The 16,328-nt window shown below is 63.7% G+C and carries 14 protein-coding genes; 1 reads left to right on the top strand and 13 read right to left on the bottom strand.

Features of this window, described 5'->3' with window-relative positions; translation table 11 throughout:
• Window positions 1-71: 71 nt before the first annotated feature.
• The 4 genes from PCA20602_RS03875 to PCA20602_RS03860 all read right to left on the bottom strand — a co-directional run bounded on the left by PCA20602_RS03875 (window position 72) and on the right by PCA20602_RS03860 (window position 4,042).
• Window positions 72-497, bottom strand: a complete 426-nt coding sequence (locus tag PCA20602_RS03875; RefSeq protein ID WP_150720069.1) for a F0F1 ATP synthase subunit epsilon — start codon at window positions 495-497, stop codon at window positions 72-74.
• Between the two features lie 134 nt (window positions 498-631).
• Window positions 632-1,684 (bottom strand): Ldh family oxidoreductase, encoded by a 1,053-nt coding sequence (locus tag PCA20602_RS03870; RefSeq protein WP_150720068.1) that lies wholly within the window; start codon window positions 1,682-1,684, stop codon window positions 632-634.
• 30 nt (window positions 1,685-1,714) lie between these two features.
• Window positions 1,715-3,205 carry a DASS family sodium-coupled anion symporter gene (locus PCA20602_RS03865; protein ID WP_150720067.1) on the bottom strand — a complete coding sequence of 497 codons (1,491 nt, stop codon included), beginning with the start codon at window positions 3,203-3,205 and terminating at the stop codon, window positions 1,715-1,717.
• Between the two features lie 324 nt (window positions 3,206-3,529).
• A complete protein-coding gene (locus PCA20602_RS03860; protein WP_150720066.1) occupies window positions 3,530-4,042 on the bottom strand; it encodes a hypothetical protein in 513 nt (170 codons plus the stop codon).
• Between the two features lie 534 nt (window positions 4,043-4,576).
• On the opposite strand from PCA20602_RS03860, the gene gor reads away from it, so the two are divergent.
• Window positions 4,577-5,938 (top strand): glutathione-disulfide reductase, encoded by a 1,362-nt coding sequence (gor, locus tag PCA20602_RS03855; protein WP_150720065.1) that lies wholly within the window; start codon window positions 4,577-4,579, stop codon window positions 5,936-5,938.
• 156 nt (window positions 5,939-6,094) lie between these two features.
• On the opposite strand, the gene PCA20602_RS03850 is transcribed toward gor, so the two are convergent.
• From PCA20602_RS03850 to PCA20602_RS03810, 9 genes are all read right to left on the bottom strand, one after another.
• On the bottom strand, window positions 6,095-7,483 hold the full coding sequence (locus PCA20602_RS03850; RefSeq protein WP_246182017.1) for a sodium-dependent transporter: 1,389 nt from the start codon (window positions 7,481-7,483) through the stop codon (window positions 6,095-6,097).
• Between the two features lie 421 nt (window positions 7,484-7,904).
• Complete coding sequence (locus PCA20602_RS03845; RefSeq protein ID WP_150720064.1) at window positions 7,905-8,666, bottom strand: phytanoyl-CoA dioxygenase family protein; 762 nt, start codon at window positions 8,664-8,666, stop codon at window positions 7,905-7,907.
• A 131-nt stretch (window positions 8,667-8,797) separates the two neighbouring features.
• The gene (locus PCA20602_RS03840; RefSeq protein WP_069343856.1) at window positions 8,798-9,166 is read right to left on the bottom strand and encodes a hypothetical protein; all 369 of its coding nucleotides are present in this window, start codon (window positions 9,164-9,166) and stop codon (window positions 8,798-8,800) included.
• A 182-nt stretch (window positions 9,167-9,348) separates the two neighbouring features.
• Window positions 9,349-9,600 (bottom strand): hypothetical protein, encoded by a 252-nt coding sequence (locus PCA20602_RS03835; RefSeq protein ID WP_150720063.1) that lies wholly within the window; start codon window positions 9,598-9,600, stop codon window positions 9,349-9,351.
• A gap of 130 nt (window positions 9,601-9,730) precedes the next feature.
• Window positions 9,731-9,964, bottom strand: a complete 234-nt coding sequence (locus PCA20602_RS03830) for a formate dehydrogenase subunit delta (protein ID WP_150720062.1) — start codon at window positions 9,962-9,964, stop codon at window positions 9,731-9,733.
• A 44-nt stretch (window positions 9,965-10,008) separates the two neighbouring features.
• Complete coding sequence (gene fdhD / locus PCA20602_RS03825) at window positions 10,009-10,914, bottom strand: formate dehydrogenase accessory sulfurtransferase FdhD (protein ID WP_246182016.1); 906 nt, start codon at window positions 10,912-10,914, stop codon at window positions 10,009-10,011.
• Between the two features lie 111 nt (window positions 10,915-11,025).
• Window positions 11,026-13,911: a formate dehydrogenase subunit alpha gene (fdhF, locus tag PCA20602_RS03820; RefSeq protein ID WP_150720061.1), complete on the bottom strand. Its 2,886-nt coding sequence runs from the start codon at window positions 13,909-13,911 to the stop codon at window positions 11,026-11,028.
• Between the two features lie 44 nt (window positions 13,912-13,955).
• Window positions 13,956-15,596: a formate dehydrogenase beta subunit gene (locus PCA20602_RS03815; protein ID WP_150720060.1), complete on the bottom strand. Its 1,641-nt coding sequence runs from the start codon at window positions 15,594-15,596 to the stop codon at window positions 13,956-13,958.
• The gene (locus PCA20602_RS03810; protein WP_150720059.1) at window positions 15,589-16,077 is read right to left on the bottom strand and encodes an NAD(P)H-dependent oxidoreductase subunit E; all 489 of its coding nucleotides are present in this window, start codon (window positions 16,075-16,077) and stop codon (window positions 15,589-15,591) included. The genes PCA20602_RS03815 and PCA20602_RS03810 overlap by 8 nt, the downstream gene beginning before the upstream one ends.
• Between the last annotated feature and the right edge of the window lie 251 nt (window positions 16,078-16,328).

Raw genomic sequence — 16,328 nt, 5'->3', positions numbered from 1 at the left:
GGGCGGAGGGGCGAGAACTTACGCCGAAGGGATGACGGGCCTTGGCGCCAAGGCCCGTCGACGAAATACGCTCAGCGCGATTCCTTGTGCTTGCGCAAGCGCCGGATGGCCTGCAACTGAGCCACGGCTTCGGCCAGTTCGGCCTGTGCCTTCGCGTAGTCGATGTCGCCCGTCTGCTTTTCGAGCAACACAGCGGCGGCCTCGCGCGCTCGCTCGGCTCGCGCCTGATCGAGACTGTCGGCGCGCATCGCCGTGTCGGCCAGCACCGTCACTCGATCCGGCTGGATTTCGACGAAGCCGCCCGCGATGTACAGAAACGTTTCGGTGCCATCGGACCCTTCGATTCGCACCGTACCCGGGCGCACCCCCGAGAGCAATGGCGTATGCCCGGGGAGCACTCCCAGCTCACCTGCCGAGCCCGGCACCTCGACAAATCGTGCCTCGCCCGAGAAAATCGACCGCTCGGTGCTAACGACGTCCACCTTGAGTAAAGCCATGTATTCACTTCTCCCTGCAATGCGCCGCCAAGGACGGGCGGGCATCGCCTGAACCTGCTGCGGCGCTGTCACTGCGCCGTGTCTATCGTAGGGACTGCATCGAGCGGACACGGCGCAAACCGTGCCTCACTCACTTACAACGTACGCGGTGTCGCCACGCCAAGGTCCGTCGCCATTTTCAGCAGCGACTCCCAGATCGGCGGCGTGAGATCGACGTGATCATGATGCTTCTTGCGATTATCCGCCTCGTACTCGCCCGGATACTGCACCCGATCAAAACCGGGCTGCGGCGGGCACGACGTCAAATAATCGATGAACGCCTCCACTTCATGCGAGCGCCATGTCGCAGCGAAGTCGACCTGCGGATTGAGCACGATGGCGAACATGTTGTTCGTCGCCACCCCGGCGCGCGGATGCTCAGGCTGGATCGTACCGCCGCCCGAGAGCACGCCCGCCAGCAACTCCGTCACGATGCCCAGCGCATAACCTTTATGTCCGCCGAACGGCAACAGAGCCCCGAACGGTTCCGTGAAGAGCGCGTTCGGATCGGCGCTCGGGTTTCCGTAGCCGTCGATCAACGACCCCGGCGGCGCCTGCTTGCCTTCGGCGGCCAGCACCCGCGCCTTGTTGATCGCAATGGCGCTCGTCGCCATATCGACCACGAGCGGCGGACGGTTATTCGGCAGCGGACCGGCAAAGCACAGCGGGTTGGTCGTCAGACGCGGTTCGCTGCCGCCGAACGGCGCGACCATCGGCTGGCGGTTCGTCACGTTCGTGAACGCCATGAACACCAATCCCTGATGCGCAGCCATCTCGCCGTACTGGCCCATGCGCCCCAGATGGTGGCTGTTGCGCAGTGTCAGGATCGCAACGCCTTTGTCGAAAGCGCGTGCAATGGCATGCTCGACGACGAACTTGCCGACGTGCTGGCCAAAACCGCGATTGCCTTCGTACAGCAACAGGTTGCCATGATCGGTGAGAACGCTCGGGCGTCCGGTGGGATTGACCTGCCCATCCTCCAGCACTTTTCGGTAGGTCGGCAGGATCGAGAGGCCGTGGCTCGCATAGCCGACGCGGTCCGACTCGACGAGATGCTGGGCGACGTCAAGCGCGATATCGTCGGGCACGCCTTGCGCGAGCAATAGCTGCTTACCGAAGTCGACGGCGTCTTTCAGGGGGATTCGCATTGTGACTCCTTGTTCAACGCACGCGTGGAATTACAGCCAGCCCAGCCAGCGCCAGTACGTCGCGGCGAAGACCAGCAGCAACGCATAACCGACGATGGTGACCACGATCCCGACACGCGCGAACTGCTTCGCCGTGAACGTATCGGTGCCCAGACAGACCATGTTTTGCGGTGCATTGATCGGCAGGATGAAACCGAAGCTGACCGTGAAGCCCAGCAGCATCGTCATGCCAAGCCGGTTGAAGTCGCCCGGCAAGGTTTGCAGCACGGCGATCAGAATCGGCAGCATGGCCGACGTCAGCGCCGTAGCGCTCGCGAAACCGAGGTGAATGAGAATGAGGAATGCCGCCAGAATCGCGAAGATCCACAACGTCGGCAGCGAATCGAGGCCGGTGGCCGCCACCACATGATTGCCCAGCCACTGCCCAGCTTGCGTCGTGAGCAACGCGGTCCCCAGGCTGATACCGACACCGAACACGATCACCGTGCCCCAGGGAATGCGCGACTGCACGTCCTTCCACGTCATCACGCCGAAGCGCGGCAGCATCAGCACGACGAGGCCCACGTAAGTGACCGACGTCGTATCGAAGCGATGCAGCTTGCCTTCCGTCGCCCAGAACAGCAACAACCCGATCGACACGGCAAGCAGACGCTTTTGCGAGCTCGTCATCGGTCCCATCTCACGCAGTTGCGCTTCGACCGCTTCCTTGCCGCCGGCGATGGCATCGGCCTCCGGCGGCATCATCTTGAGCACCAGCACCACGAGGATCACCGACATGATGATGGCCCACGGCACACCGGCCACAAGCCACTCTGCCCACGTGATGCGATCGCCGAGCATCTTGTCCATGAAGCCGACGGTCAGCAGGTTCTGCGCCGCAGCCGTCTGAATCCCGACGTTCCAGATACTGGTGGCCTGCGCCACGATGATCATCACACCGGCCGCGATGTTCGAACGCTTGTCGACACCGAACGCAGCAATCACCCCCATCATGATCGGCACCACACACGCGCTGCGGGCCGTGGCACTGGGAACGACGAGCGAGAGCAGGATGGTGACGGCGACCGCGCCGATCATGACGCGACGCGTACTCGTGCCGATCTTCGAGAGCGTGACGAGGGCGATGCGCCGGTCGAGTCCGGTGAGCGTCATGGCCGCTGCGATGAACAACGCGCCGGCAACCAGTGCAAGCGCCGAATTGGAGAAACCCGCGAGCGCCATGCTGATCGCGCGCGAGGTGCCGTATTCGACACTGGGGTCCTGCACCGTAGGCGCCGTGCCCACGAGGAAAGCCATCAGCGAGGTGATGATGATGGCGCTCGCTTCGTACGACACGGCTTCGGTAATCCACACGACCACGGCGAAGGCGAGAATCGCCAGCATGCGATGCCCCGCGACCGGCAGGTCGTCGGGCATGGGAATCAGGAGCACGGCAATCATCACGATCACGCCGGCAATCAGTCCGATGGGAATCGCTTTCTTCTGGGGAGGGCTTTGCACAGATACGTCAGGCGTGCTCATAAGGGGGCTCCAGAACGGAATGGCATGCCGGCAGTCGGCATGTCTTGAGAAATGCCACGCTTGAACTGCGGGTTAATCCTAACCGCATTGAACTTCGCGAGGCAAGCACGAGGGAATGGCAGACGCCGTGGGCCTTGCGGCCCGATAGGCGCGCAGATGCGACGATGACGAGCGCAGCGACGAACCCGGGTGAAGGTGTCGTGCGATCGGCGTTCGCGCGAGATGTCGCAAGCCGGTCAACGTTGCGATGAGTGTGGCGTTGAGTGTGGCGTTGAGCGTGACGTTGAGCGCGGCAATGAACGCCGCATGCGCGGAGGGAAGCGTTTAGAAGTGCAGTCCGAAGTATTCCGGTGATCCGGCGAAGAGTTGGGTACTCAGAACGGGGTTGGTCAACGCACGCTGCCACACGGTCTGATACAGCCCCGTGAGGCCAGCGCGCGGCCCGGTCACCAGACCGTCCGCGCCGAACGTCAGCCCGGCGTTGCCCAGTGTTCCGCTCAACGTCCGACCGCTCACGATGACCGGATCGGCGGCCCATGCGCCCGCTTCCGCGAACACATCGCGCCACGGCGCCGGCGCCACCCCGATCAGCGCGGGGGGTGGAGCGCCAGGCGGGGCATAGGCCGAGACACGGGCCGCACGCTTCGCGCGCGCGGCCCGCGACGGCCGGGCGCCGTGCCCGGCGCTGGCGGTTGTGGACTTCGTCGCAACCGGTGCACCGGAATGTTTCGCAGCGCCCGGCGGATTGGCGGCATGTGCCGATGCCGTCATCCAGAAGCAACACAACAACGCCAGCGCCGACATGGCGCCCATGAGGCGGATAAGCGACTTCGTCATGACATCCTCGTGTGCCGGCGGTGAGTCCCGCCTGTCCTGTATAGAACACAGCAAATTTCGGACCACGAGAGACAACGTGTTGATTCTTATGCACTTCTAATTCCGCCATTCGCGTGAAGTCCGAAAAATTTCCGAGAAACGTTTCATTTCAGAAACATCCGGCAGCCGCGATTGATTATCGACGTCACCCGAGCCAGGCCTTGTGGGCCCTCGCCCGAGCGCGCCGGTGAAACGTTGATCGACTTTCGACGCCTTCGATTGTCGGCCGGTGTTTCGCCTGACGCATTGATGTGAGTCAACAAAAGTGCACGACCGTGCGAAAACCCGGATTGACGGGCGTTTTGCCTTATGACGGGCGCAGGATGCCGGTGGCGTCCGACGTCGGCATCGGACGTCTCTGAAAATCCCCGGGCCGTCCGATGTAGGGAGCTTGTCTCTGGCACAATCGCTCCACGCGATAAGCACAGGGCTCGGCACGCAGGCCGAATCGGTGTCTGCCCGTGCGATATGCCTAATGACATAAAGGAGTCAGCAATGTCCCAGTTCGATGTGGATCTGTTCGTCATCGGCGCCGGTTCGGGCGGCGTGCGCGCCGCGCGCGTGGCCGCGCAGTACGGTGCCCGGGTGAAAGTGGCCGAGGAATTTCGCGTTGGCGGCACGTGCGTGATTCGCGGTTGCGTGCCGAAGAAGCTGCTCGTCTACGCAAGCCGCTTCGCCGACGAATTCGAAGATGCCGCCGGATTCGGCTGGCAGGTCCCCTCGCCCAAGTTCGACTGGAAGACGCTGATTGCTCGCAAAGACGCGGAGATCGCGCGGCTCGAAGGCATCTACCGGACCAATCTGGAGCGCGCGGGCGCCGAACTCGTCGCCGCACGTGCCGTGATCGAAGGCCCGCACACAGTCGTGCTGCCCGCGACGGGCGAGCGCATTACCGCGCGACATATTCTGATCGCCACCGGCGGACGCCCGGCCGATCAGCCGCACTTCGTCGGCCGCGAGCACGCCATCTCCTCCAACGAGGTCTTTCATCTCGAATCGCTGCCCGAGCGCATCACGATCATCGGCGGCGGTTACATCGCGCTGGAATTCGCCGGCGTGTTCGCCGGGTTGGGGTCCAAGGTCACCGTCGTGCATCGTGGGCCGCACCTGCTGCGCGGCTTCGACGAGGAAGTCCGTACGTCGCTCGAAGCGGCATACCGTGAACGTGGCATCGAGATCCTGCTCGAGCGCACCATCGAGCGTACCGAGAAGATTCAGGATCGATTGCGCATCACCCTCTCCGACGGCAGCGCGCATGACGCCAACGTGTTACTGAGCGCAGCAGGACGTGTGCCTTACACCCAAGGCCTCGGACTGGCCGCCAGTGGCGTGGCGCTCAATGACAAGGGTGCGGTCATCGTCGATGAGTTCTCGCGCACGAACGTGCCGTCGATTTTTGCGGTGGGAGATGTCACCGATCGCGTCAATCTCACGCCGATGGCGATCCGTGAGGGTCAGGCGTTTGCCGACACGGTGTTTGGCGAGCGACCCACGCGCGTCGATCACAAGCTGATCCCGACGGCGGTGTTCAGCACCCCGGAAATCGGCGTCGTGGGACTGACGGAAAGCGAAGCCCGTGCGCAGTACTCACAGCTCAAAGTCTTCAAGGCATCGTTCCGTCCGCTCAAGGCGACGCTGTCGGGCCGTCAGGAGAAGATCCTGATGAAGTTGCTGGTGGATGGCGCAACCGACAAGATCGTCGGTGCGCACATGGTGGGAGATCACGCGGGCGAGCAAGTGCAGTTGCTCGGTGTGGCGCTCTCGATGGGCGCCACGAAGGCAGACTTCGACCGCACGCTGGCCGTGCACCCGACCGCTGCCGAGGAGTGGGTGACGATGCGCACGCCGTTCGCCTGAAGCCTGGGCCCCTGGGCTGGCGTGCTAGGCACGCGTCCCGCACGAGGCTTGCGATGACCTCTGGCGCATCTCTGCATAGCGCCGCAATACGCCAGTGATGCGCCGAATGCGCCAGAGGCTTCAGAGGCATCAGAGACGTCAGAGACGTCAGAGACGTCAGAGGCTCTGATACCAGACACCGAAGATGGCGATCGGGGTGAGTACGAGCAGCAGCAACCGCCACAGGGGAATGAACCACTGAGCCTGGGAGCCTTCGAGCACGGTACGCGCCTTCGGCCAGATGCGCGCCCCTACGAAGAACGCCACGCACAAGCCGCCGGCAGGCATCAGCAAGTTAACGGTGACGTAGTCCATCAGATCGAAAATCGTCCGATCGAAAATTCGCACATCCGACCAGATGCCGAAGGACAGTGCGGCAGGCGCGCCGAAGAGGAACGTCGCGATGAACACGGCTACGACCGCCGGACCGCGACGCCATTGATACTCATCGATGAGGAAGGCTGTCACGGGCTCGAACAACGAGACGGCTGAGGTGAGCGCCGCGAAGAGCAGCAGCATGAAGAAGGCGATGGCGACGGCATGGCCGAACGGCATCTGCGCGAAGATCGCGGGCATGGTGATGAACGTCAGGCCAGGACCGGCGTCGGGCGCGACACCGAAGGCAAAAACGGCCGGCAGGATCATCAGGCCGGCGAGGAAACAGGCCAGCGTGGCGAGTGTCGCGACCCAGACGGCCGAACCGGCGAGCCGCGCGTCCCGGGGCAGATAGGAGCCATAGACCACGATCATGCCCGCCCCCAGCGACAGCGAGAAGAATGCCAGCCCCAACGCCTGAAGCAACGTGGCGCCGGAAATCGCGGAGAAGTCAGGCGTCAGAAACCAGGCGACACCGGCCATTGCTCCCGGCAGCGTGAGCGCCCGGGCGATGACCAGCAGCATCAGGAAGAACAGTGCGGGCATGAGCCACTTGCCTGCACGCTCGATGCCCTTCTGCACCCCAGCCGCCACGATGAGCGCCGTGAGGCCGAGAAATGCACTCATGCTGGCGAGCGACGCCACCGGGTTGGCCGTAAACGTCGAAAACTCGCTGACCAGACGTGCGGCGTCGTTCGCCAATACGGAACCGCTGAGTGCGCGCAGCAAATAGGCGACCGTCCAGCCGCCGACGACAACATAGAACGACAGGATGGCGAACGCGTTGAACGTGGCGATGCGACCGACCCATGCCCAACCGCGTCCGCTTAACGTACGCAACGCCGTCGTGATCGACTGTCCCGTAAGTCGGCCGATGGTCATCTCCGCGAGCAGCAACGCGACACCGAGCGTCAGCACACAGCCGAGATAGACGGTGAGAAACGCGCCACCGCCATGCTGACCGACGACATACGGAAATTTCCACACGGCGCCGAGGCCGACGGCGGAGCCGGCGGCGGCCAGCACGAACCCCAGTCGCGACCCCCAGGTGGCGCGACTCGCTTCGCCGCACGCGTCGGAAGCAACAAGGGACGCAGTTGGCGCTGCGGGCGTAATGGGCAAATGGGACACGTGTCTCCTCCGGAAACGGACCTGCACGCCCAGCGGTATGTCGGCATGACATCCGCATAGGCGCGACACGTCGCTTGTTCATGGAATGGCGTCAGGCAGATTACTGGCGCGGCACGACATCGACGGAAGGTCGATGTGGCCCACTGGCACCAGCGCACGACACCACAAGGGCGGCCGGAGAGTCTACGCGGGAAAAGAGACTTGTCGCTTTAGGAAAGCACCCAAAACGGTGATAGATGGCGAAAATTGAAAGCAGATGGCCGCAGCCTGCGGTGCTTAAAGATGCGAGATGGTGGGTGATAGTACAAATGGCGCCAATGGCGCGTGACGCCCAATGCAGCGTGCGTGCCGGGCACATGGATGCCCGGTTGCCACGGGGAAATCGAATGGATGCTGGCGCGACGGTGCCGCGCCGTTCAGTTCAGTGACCGAGTTCGACTTCGCCAGCCGATGCGGAGCGCGACCCCGGTGTCGGCGGATTGCTGGCGCCGCGGTACGCGAAGACAACCGAGAACTTCGTGGTCTCGCCTTCGTTGCGCCCTGCCGCATGGAACAGGCCGCTGTGGAACAGCACGACATCGCCCTGAGCGAGTTCGACCTGCTTGCCACGCACGACGAGCGGCTGATTGTCCGGTTCGTCGGGGCGCAGGAAGTCGAGCGAATCGAGTTGATGCGGCTTGAGCTGCTCGCGGTGCGAGCCCGGAATGAAGCGAAGCGCGCCGTTGTCGCGCGTCTCCGGGCCTAATGCCAGCCACACGGAGATGAGTGAGTTCTCCGGGAACGACCAATAGCGAATGTCACGGTGCCAACCGGTCGCCGTGCCGAAATGCGGGTGCTTGGTCATCACGCAGTTGTGATGGGCCAGCGTGAGCACGACGTCTTCACCGAAGATCTGCGCCAGCGATTCGACGAGATCCGGGCGCGTTGCCCAATGGCGCAATGCGTCGCCGCGATCGTAGGCCTTGAGCAGGCGGCGTACCGTCTGACCGCCTTCGGCGTCTCGCGACTGCGGCGCCCCTTCGTAACCGACGTCGGCCTCGAACTCGAGTGGCAGTGTGCCCGCCGCCAACTGCGCTCGCGCATCTGCCAGAATCGCCTCACAGTCGGCCTGCGCGACGTAGCGCGGGAGGATCAGATAACCGTCGTTACGGAAGGTTTCGAGTTGCGATGCGGTAAGCGCCATGATCGTCGGCGAAGCGGGCAAAAGACTGGCTGTTAATGGAAAGTGGAAAGCTGGGGAATTCAGGAAGTTGCTGATGTCGCGGGGTCATCGCCGGGACGGATGACAGCGTAATGCCGTCGCGGAAATGCCATTCAGGCGGCGCGTTTGCGTCGTCGGGGCGGTAGTTCGGAGGCGGGTTTTCGTTCCAGCTTGGGCTCGGGCTGCGGCACGTCCGTACCGGGTAACGAGGCCTGCGGATTGCCGGCGGGACGCGGCGTGTCGACCACGCTGCGCAGTCGATCGAGTTCACGCGTGAGCTTCGCCAACTGGTACTCAAGCTGACAGTTCCGGCGGTAAAGCGTGCGCATTTTCTGGCTGAGCGCCTGCGTCTGTGTCCAGTACTCCGGATACATGACGAAACGCCCATCAGGGCGCTCGACGACGCCAAGCCCGCTCTGCCCCATCACATCGATGGTTTCCAGCGCGTAGCGTCGAACTTTTTTTACCGTACCTGCCGCCATTTATTTCCTACAGTCCCAGCCTGAGAGAGTCAGGCGCGGCATTTTGCCATGAAATCGGGCAACCCGGGCGGCAAACCCGCACGAGACCCGAGATTTATTTTCGCCAGCGGCCCTGCCGGGCGGGGCTGCGAGCGGAATCTGGATGCATTGGCACGCCATCTACCGGCATCGGACTACAAACGTTACCGCTTTGGCGTCTTCCCAGTATCGATCGACACCGGATCGCTCGCCGGGAACGTTTCCTCCAGCCCCTCGTCAAGACGCTTCGCTACGGAAGACTTCGACGCCGGCACTCGCCGCGGCTTGTCGATTTCGATGGATACGGGGTCACTCGCCGGGAACGTCTCCTCAAGGGCTTCGTCGAGGTCGCGCTCCACTTCGTCCTCTTTGTGAGGTTGCTGTGGGCCTGGCTTGCGCGTGGGGGTATCGCTCATCAAGTCCTCCGCTAGTGGTGTGGCCGCCGCTCGACGACCGTCACCCCTACTATACCGCGAGCTGCGTAGCCTCGCGTCAGATGCGAATCAAACACAAATCAAACACCAAGCGCCCAACGCATGCGGATCGTCAGGCGGCAGGCGTGAGTTTCTCGCGATGCCGCGCAAGTGCCTCGCGCACCAGCGCGTGCATTTCGTCGGCGGCGGGCGTATCGACAAGCGCCAGAATCTGAGTACGCATGCGCGGATCCCAGAACTTGTGGAGATGGGTGGCGACTTCGCCCATCGCTTCCTCGCGATCGGGCAGCGATTCGAAGAAGTCTGCGATGCGATTCGCCATTCGCACGAGATTGTTACCGTCCATCGAAAATCTCCTGCCGCTTCATTAAGTTAGCGTGGATGAATGGTTCAGGCCGGCGCGTCGAGCGCCGCCCCGCCGGTGTAGATGACGCACTGCTCCCCACGAACGAAGCCCACGAGGGCGACGCCTGCCGCCTCGGCCGTGCGCACCGCCAGCGCCGTGGCCGCAGAGACCGCCGCCACCATCGGGATACCCACCTGTGCGGCCTTTTGCACGATTTCGACGCTCGCGCGACTCGTCATGAGCACGAAGCCTCGGTCGAATGCCTGCCCGTCACGCGCCAGTGCGCCGATGAGCTTGTCCAGTGCGTTATGACGCCCGACGTCCTCGCGAAGACACAGGATCTCGCCTTGCGGCGAACACCACGCCGCGCCGTGCACCGCGCCCGTCACACCGTTAAGCGGCTGGTGCGCCGCCAACCCGGCGTGCGCTGCCGCCAGCGCGGTATGTGTCACTCGCAGCGGCTCGCCTGCCGACGGCAACGGGCGCAACACCTGATCGAGGCTTTCCGTGCCGCAAAGGCCACAGCCCGTGCGTCCGGTCAGATTGCGCCGCCGCTCCTTGAGTCCGGCGAACGCCCGGGACGAAATCTCAAGATGCGCCGTAATACCCAGCGACGTCGCCGAGACATCGATGCCGTAGCACTCTCGACGATCATTCAGAATGCCTTCGGACAACGCGAAACCCAGCGCAAAGTCCTCGATATCGGCAGGTGTCGCGAGCATCACCACATGGGAGATGCCGTTGAATTCCAGCGCAACGGGCACCTCCTCCGCCAATTCGTCGCTCGCCTGCTGCCAGGCGCCATGACGGAATCGCCGCACCGCGAACGACGCGTGCGGCGAAAGGCTCTCCGGGTCGATGGCGGTCGGCGCCACGTCGCACACAGGCCCGACGATGGCGTCGGCGCCGTCGATACCCTCGACAGCGCCGGTCCCGCCGGCGTCACTCACGTCCGCCAGTTCTCGCAAATCACCTGAATCACTTGAATTACTTGAATCACGCAAAGCGTTGGGATTGGACATCGTCTAACGCTGACTCCACTTCATTCCAGAATTCGCCCCTTACTTCGCCGGGACAGGTTCGGCAGGATTGCGGGCCGCATCGAGCAGTTCGAGCTGCGTGCGGTTGAACGTCGAATACTTCGCTTGCCACGCGGAGGGCTGCACGACCGGCAACACCTGCACCGCCGTCACCTTGTACTCCGGACAGTTGGTCGCCCAATCCGAGTTGTCCGTCGTAATGACGTTCGCCCCCGATTCCGGGAAATGGAACGTCGTGTAGACGACCCCCGGCTGCATGCGCTCGCTAAGCACGGCGCGCAACACCGTCTCGCCCGCCCGGCTGCGAATGCCGACCCAGTCGTCATCCTTGATGCCTCGCTCCTGCGCATCGTGCGGATGGATTTCGAGCCGGTCCTCGTCGTGCCAATGGACGTTGTGCGTTCGACGTGTCTGCGCCCCGACATTGTATTGCGAGAGGATACGCCCCGTGGTGAGCAGCAACGGATAACGCGGCGTGACCTTCTCGTCCGTCGGCACGTACTTCGTCATCATGAAGCGCCCCTTGCCGCGCACGAACGCATCGATGTGCATGATCGGTGTGCCGTCCGGGGCATCGTCGTTGCACGGCCATTGCAGGCTGCCCGCCTCGTCCAGCCGCTGATAACTCACACCACGGAACGTCGGCGTCAGGCGCGCGATTTCATCCATGATCTCCGACGGATGCGCGTAAGGCATGTCATAGCCAAGCCGCTTGGCCAGCGCGATCGTGACTTCCCAGTCGGCCATACCGGGCAGCGGCGCCATCACCCGGCGCACGCGCGAGATGCGTCGCTCGGCGTTCGTGAACGTACCGTCCTTCTCGAGGAACGTGGTGCCCGGCAGCAGCACATGGGCATATTTCGCAGTCTCGTTCAGGAAGATGTCCTGCACGACGATACACTCCATCGCCTCCATTGCCGCCGCCACATGCTGGGTGTTCGGATCGGACTGAACGATGTCCTCGCCCTGACAATAAAGCCCCTTGAAGCTGCCGTGAATCGCCGCGTCGAACATGTTCGGGATGCGCAATCCCGGCTCGGACTGCAACGTCACGCCCCAGGCGGCTTCGAACTCCTCGCGCACCAGCGTATCGGCCACATGACGATAGCCCGGCAACTCATGCGGGAACGACCCCATGTCGCAAGAGCCCTGCACGTTGTTCTGGCCACGCAGCGGGTTCACGCCAACGCCTTCGCGCCCCACGTTACCCGTCGCCATCGCCAGATTGGCGATACCCATCACCGTCGTCGAGCCCTGCGCATGTTCCGTCACGCCGAGCCCGTAGTAGATCGCCGCATTGCCGCCCGTCGCATAGAGCCGCGCCGCGCCACGAATCTGATCGGCCGGCACGCCCGTCACGACGGACACGGCTTCCGGCGAGTTCTCCGGCAGCGCCACGAAATCGCGCCACTGGGCAAACGCACGGTCTTCGCAACGCTCGGCGATGAACGCGTCGGCCAGCAGCCCTTCGGTCACGATCACGTGCGCCAAAGCATTGACCATGGCCACGTTCGTACCCGGACGCAACGGCAAGTGGAACGCCGCCTTCACGTGCGGTCCGTCGACGATATCGATGCGGCGCGGATCGATCACGATGAGCTTCGCCCCTTCGCGCACGCGGCGCTTGAGCCGCGAGGCGAACACAGGGTGCCCGTCAGTCGGGTTCGCGCCCATCACCAGAATAACGTCGGCGTGCTCGATGGACTTGAACGTCTGTGTGCCGGCCGATTCGCCGAGCGTCTGCTTGAGCCCGTAACCGGTCGGCGAATGGCAGACGCGCGCACAAGTGTCGACGTTGTTGTTGCCGAACGCGGCGCGCACGAGCTTCTGCACGAGGTAGGTTTCTTCGTTAGTGCAGCGCGACGACGTAATGCCGCCGATCGCGTCGACCCCATATTTCGCCTGAAGCCGACGGAATTCCGATGCGGCATAGTCCAGCGCCTCGTCCCATGACACTTCGCGCCACGGGTCCGTGATCTTGCTGCGGATCATCGGCTTGGTGATGCGTTCCTTGTGCGTGGCGTAGCCCCAGGCGAAGCGCCCCTTGACGCAGGCATGCCCTTCGTTTGCCAGACCGTCCTTGTACGGCGTCATGCGCACGACCTCACCGCCCTTCATCTCGGCCTTGAACGCGCAACCGACGCCGCAGTACGCACAGGTCGTCACGACCGCGTGCTCGGGCTGCCCCATCTGGATAACGCTCTTCTCCTGCAACGTCGCGGTCGGACAGGCGGCAACGCACGCACCGCACGACACACACTCCGAGTCCATGAACGGCTGATCCTGCCCGGCCGAGACGCGCGCCTCGAAGCCGCGCCCGGAGATCGTCAGCGCAAAGGTGCCCTGCGTCTCCTCACACGCCCGCACACAGCGGTTGCAGACGATGCATTTCGACGGGTCATACGTGAAGTAGGGATTCGATTCGTCCTGACTGCTGTGGATGTGGTTGTCGCCATCGAACCCGTAACGCACTTCGCGCAGCCCCGTGACACCCGCCATGTCCTGCAACTCGCAATCGCCGTTGGCCGCACACGTCAGGCAGTCGAGCGGGTGATCGGAGATGTAGAGCTCCATCACATTGCGACGCAGATCCTGCAACTTCGGCGATTGCGTGCGGACTTTCATGCCCGGTTCGACCGGTGTCGTACACGACGCAGGAAAGCCGCGCCGTCCCTCGATCTCGACGAGGCACAGGCGGCAGGAGCCAAACGGCTCCAGCGAATCGGTGGCGCACAGCTTGGGAATATTGACGTCGCTGCCGGCGGCGGCGCGCATGATCGACGTGCCGGCCGGCACTGTCACGGTCTGGCCGTCGATCTCCAGCGTGACGCCGACTTCGCTCGTGCGCAGCGGCGTGCCCATGTCGGGGCCGTGGCCCGGGGAAACTTGTGCATTCGGATGGATCATGTGTTGTCCTCCTCTTGGGGCGGCGAATGGATGTCAGTCCGACATCAGGCCGCTTCGGCGCGTCCCGCGCCATCGGGCAGACCGAAATCCGCCGGGAAATGTTCGAGTGCCGAGCGCACGGGGAACGGCGTCATGCCGCCCATCGCACACAGCGAACCCGACACCATCGTGTCGCAGAGGTCGTGGAGCAACGTCACCTGACGCGACGACGTATCGCCGCGCCGGATGCGCTCGATGACTTCGACACCTCGCGTCGAACCGATACGGCACGGGGTGCATTTGCCACAGGACTCGTGCGCGCAGAACGCCATCGCGTAACTCGCCAGCCCCGCCATATCGGCCGTGTCGTCGTGAACGACTACGCCACCGTGCCCCACGACAGCGCCGACGGCAGCATATGCTTCGTAATCCATCGGCAAATCCCATTGCGCATCGGGCAGATACGCCCCCAGCGGGCCGCCGACCTGAATCGCCTTGGCGGGACGTCCGCTCGCGGTACCGCCGCCGAACTCATCGAGCAGCGTGCGCAACGTCACACCGAACGCCAGTTCCACCAATCCGCCGCGACGGATGTTGCCCGCCAGTTGCACCGGCAGCGTGCCTTGCGAGCGCCCCATCCCGAATTCACGATAGGTCTGCGCGCCGTGCGCGAAGATGTACGGCACGCTGGCGAGCGTAATCACGTTGTTGATGAGGGTCGGTTGCCCGAAGAGACCGGACAGCGCAGGAATCGGCGGCTTGGCGCGCACCACGCCGCGCTTGCCTTCGAGGCTTTCGAGCAGCGCCGTTTCCTCACCGCAGATGTATGCCCCCGCCGCTTTCGCCACGCGCAGCTCGCAGGCCCGGCCCGAGCCGAGCACGTCCGACCCAAGCCAACCTTCGCGATGCGCCACCGCAATGGCCGCTTCGAGCATCGCAATGGCGTGGGGATATTCGCTGCGCACGTACACGATGCCTTCGGTGGCCCCCACACTCAGCGCTGCAATGGCCATCCCTTCGATGAGGACGAACGGATCGCTTTCCATGATGAGCCGGTCGGCGAACGTGCCGGAGTCGCCTTCGTCTGCATTGCAGACGACGTACTTTTGCTTCGCTTCGGCGCGACTGACCGTACGCCATTTGATACCGGCCGGGAAGGCTGCGCCGCCGCGTCCGCGCAACCCCGAATCAAGCACCGTCTGACAGGCGGCTTCCGCGTCGAGCGCGAGACAGGCACGAAGACCCGCAAGTCCGCCGTGCGCCACGTAATCGGCCGGATCCAGCGGATCGGTGATGCCAACGCGAGCGAACGTCAACCGTTGCTGCTTCGCCAGATATGGGATGTCCTCGACGCGCCCCACGCATGCGGGCATCGCGGCGTCCCAGCTTCCCTCGGGATTTTCGACGGCGGTCTCGCACTCGCCATCTTGCGCCGCGCAGGCGGGCCAGCCACTGTCGAACAGCGCGGCCACTTGTGCCGCCTGCACGTTGCTGTAGCCGATGCGCCCGGACGGTGTCTCCACCTCCACCAGCGGCTCCAGCCAGAACAGGCCGCGCGAACCGTTACGGACGATATCGACGGCAATACCGCGTCGGGCCGCTTCGGCGCTCACCGCTGCGGCCAGCTTGTCGGCCCCCAACGCCAATGCCGCCGAATCGCCGGGGATGTAGAGCCGATGAGGCGTCTTCGTCGCCAGATCAGTCATGACGTCCCTCCTTGCCACCCGACACAGCCACCGATGCCAGCACAGCATCGAAGCGTACCGGCGTGACACGCGCATGCAGCTCGCCGTTGACGGTCATGGCCGGGGATAACGCACACTGCCCCAGGCAGTACACCGACGCCACGCCCACGCCATTGCATGGCTCCCCGTCGATACGCGCACCGGTGCATGCCTCGACATGCGCGACGAGCGCCTCGCCGTCACGGCTGCGGCACGCTTCCGCACGGCAAATCTGCACCACGGTCGCGGCTGGAGGGGTACTGCGGAAATGGTGATAGAACGTGATGACGCCGTGGACTTCGGCGCGAGAAAGGTTCAGGGCCGTGGCGATCGCCGGCACGTGCGCCGGGTCGACATAGCCCTCGCTGTCCTGCAACGCGTGCAGCAACGGCAACAGCTCGTGTGCGCGGCCGGCGTGGCGAGCCAGCAGCGGCGCGAGCGTCGCATGAGGTGTGGGCACCATCTCGAATTGTCTCCTGGGGCAAGACAGCGCCTCATATGTTCTTGTTTGCATATGATGACGAACTGTCTTTTGGGGGCTCAGTACTTAGGACATTAGTCCAAACACCCCGTCGCAACAAGCCTCGTGGAAACACTGATAGCTATCGCCGATCAAACTCGACGCACAGCAACATGCCGCGAACGCCCAAGCCATGCGGCACGGGCGTTTGCTCGTGCAAAAGCTCGCGCAATTCATATGCAATTAATTACATA

The sequence above is a fragment of the Pandoraea capi genome, assembly GCF_902459735.1.
GTDB classification, from domain to species: domain Bacteria; phylum Pseudomonadota; class Gammaproteobacteria; order Burkholderiales; family Burkholderiaceae; genus Pandoraea; species Pandoraea capi.
This window is presented reverse-complemented; position numbering and strand designations above follow the sequence as displayed.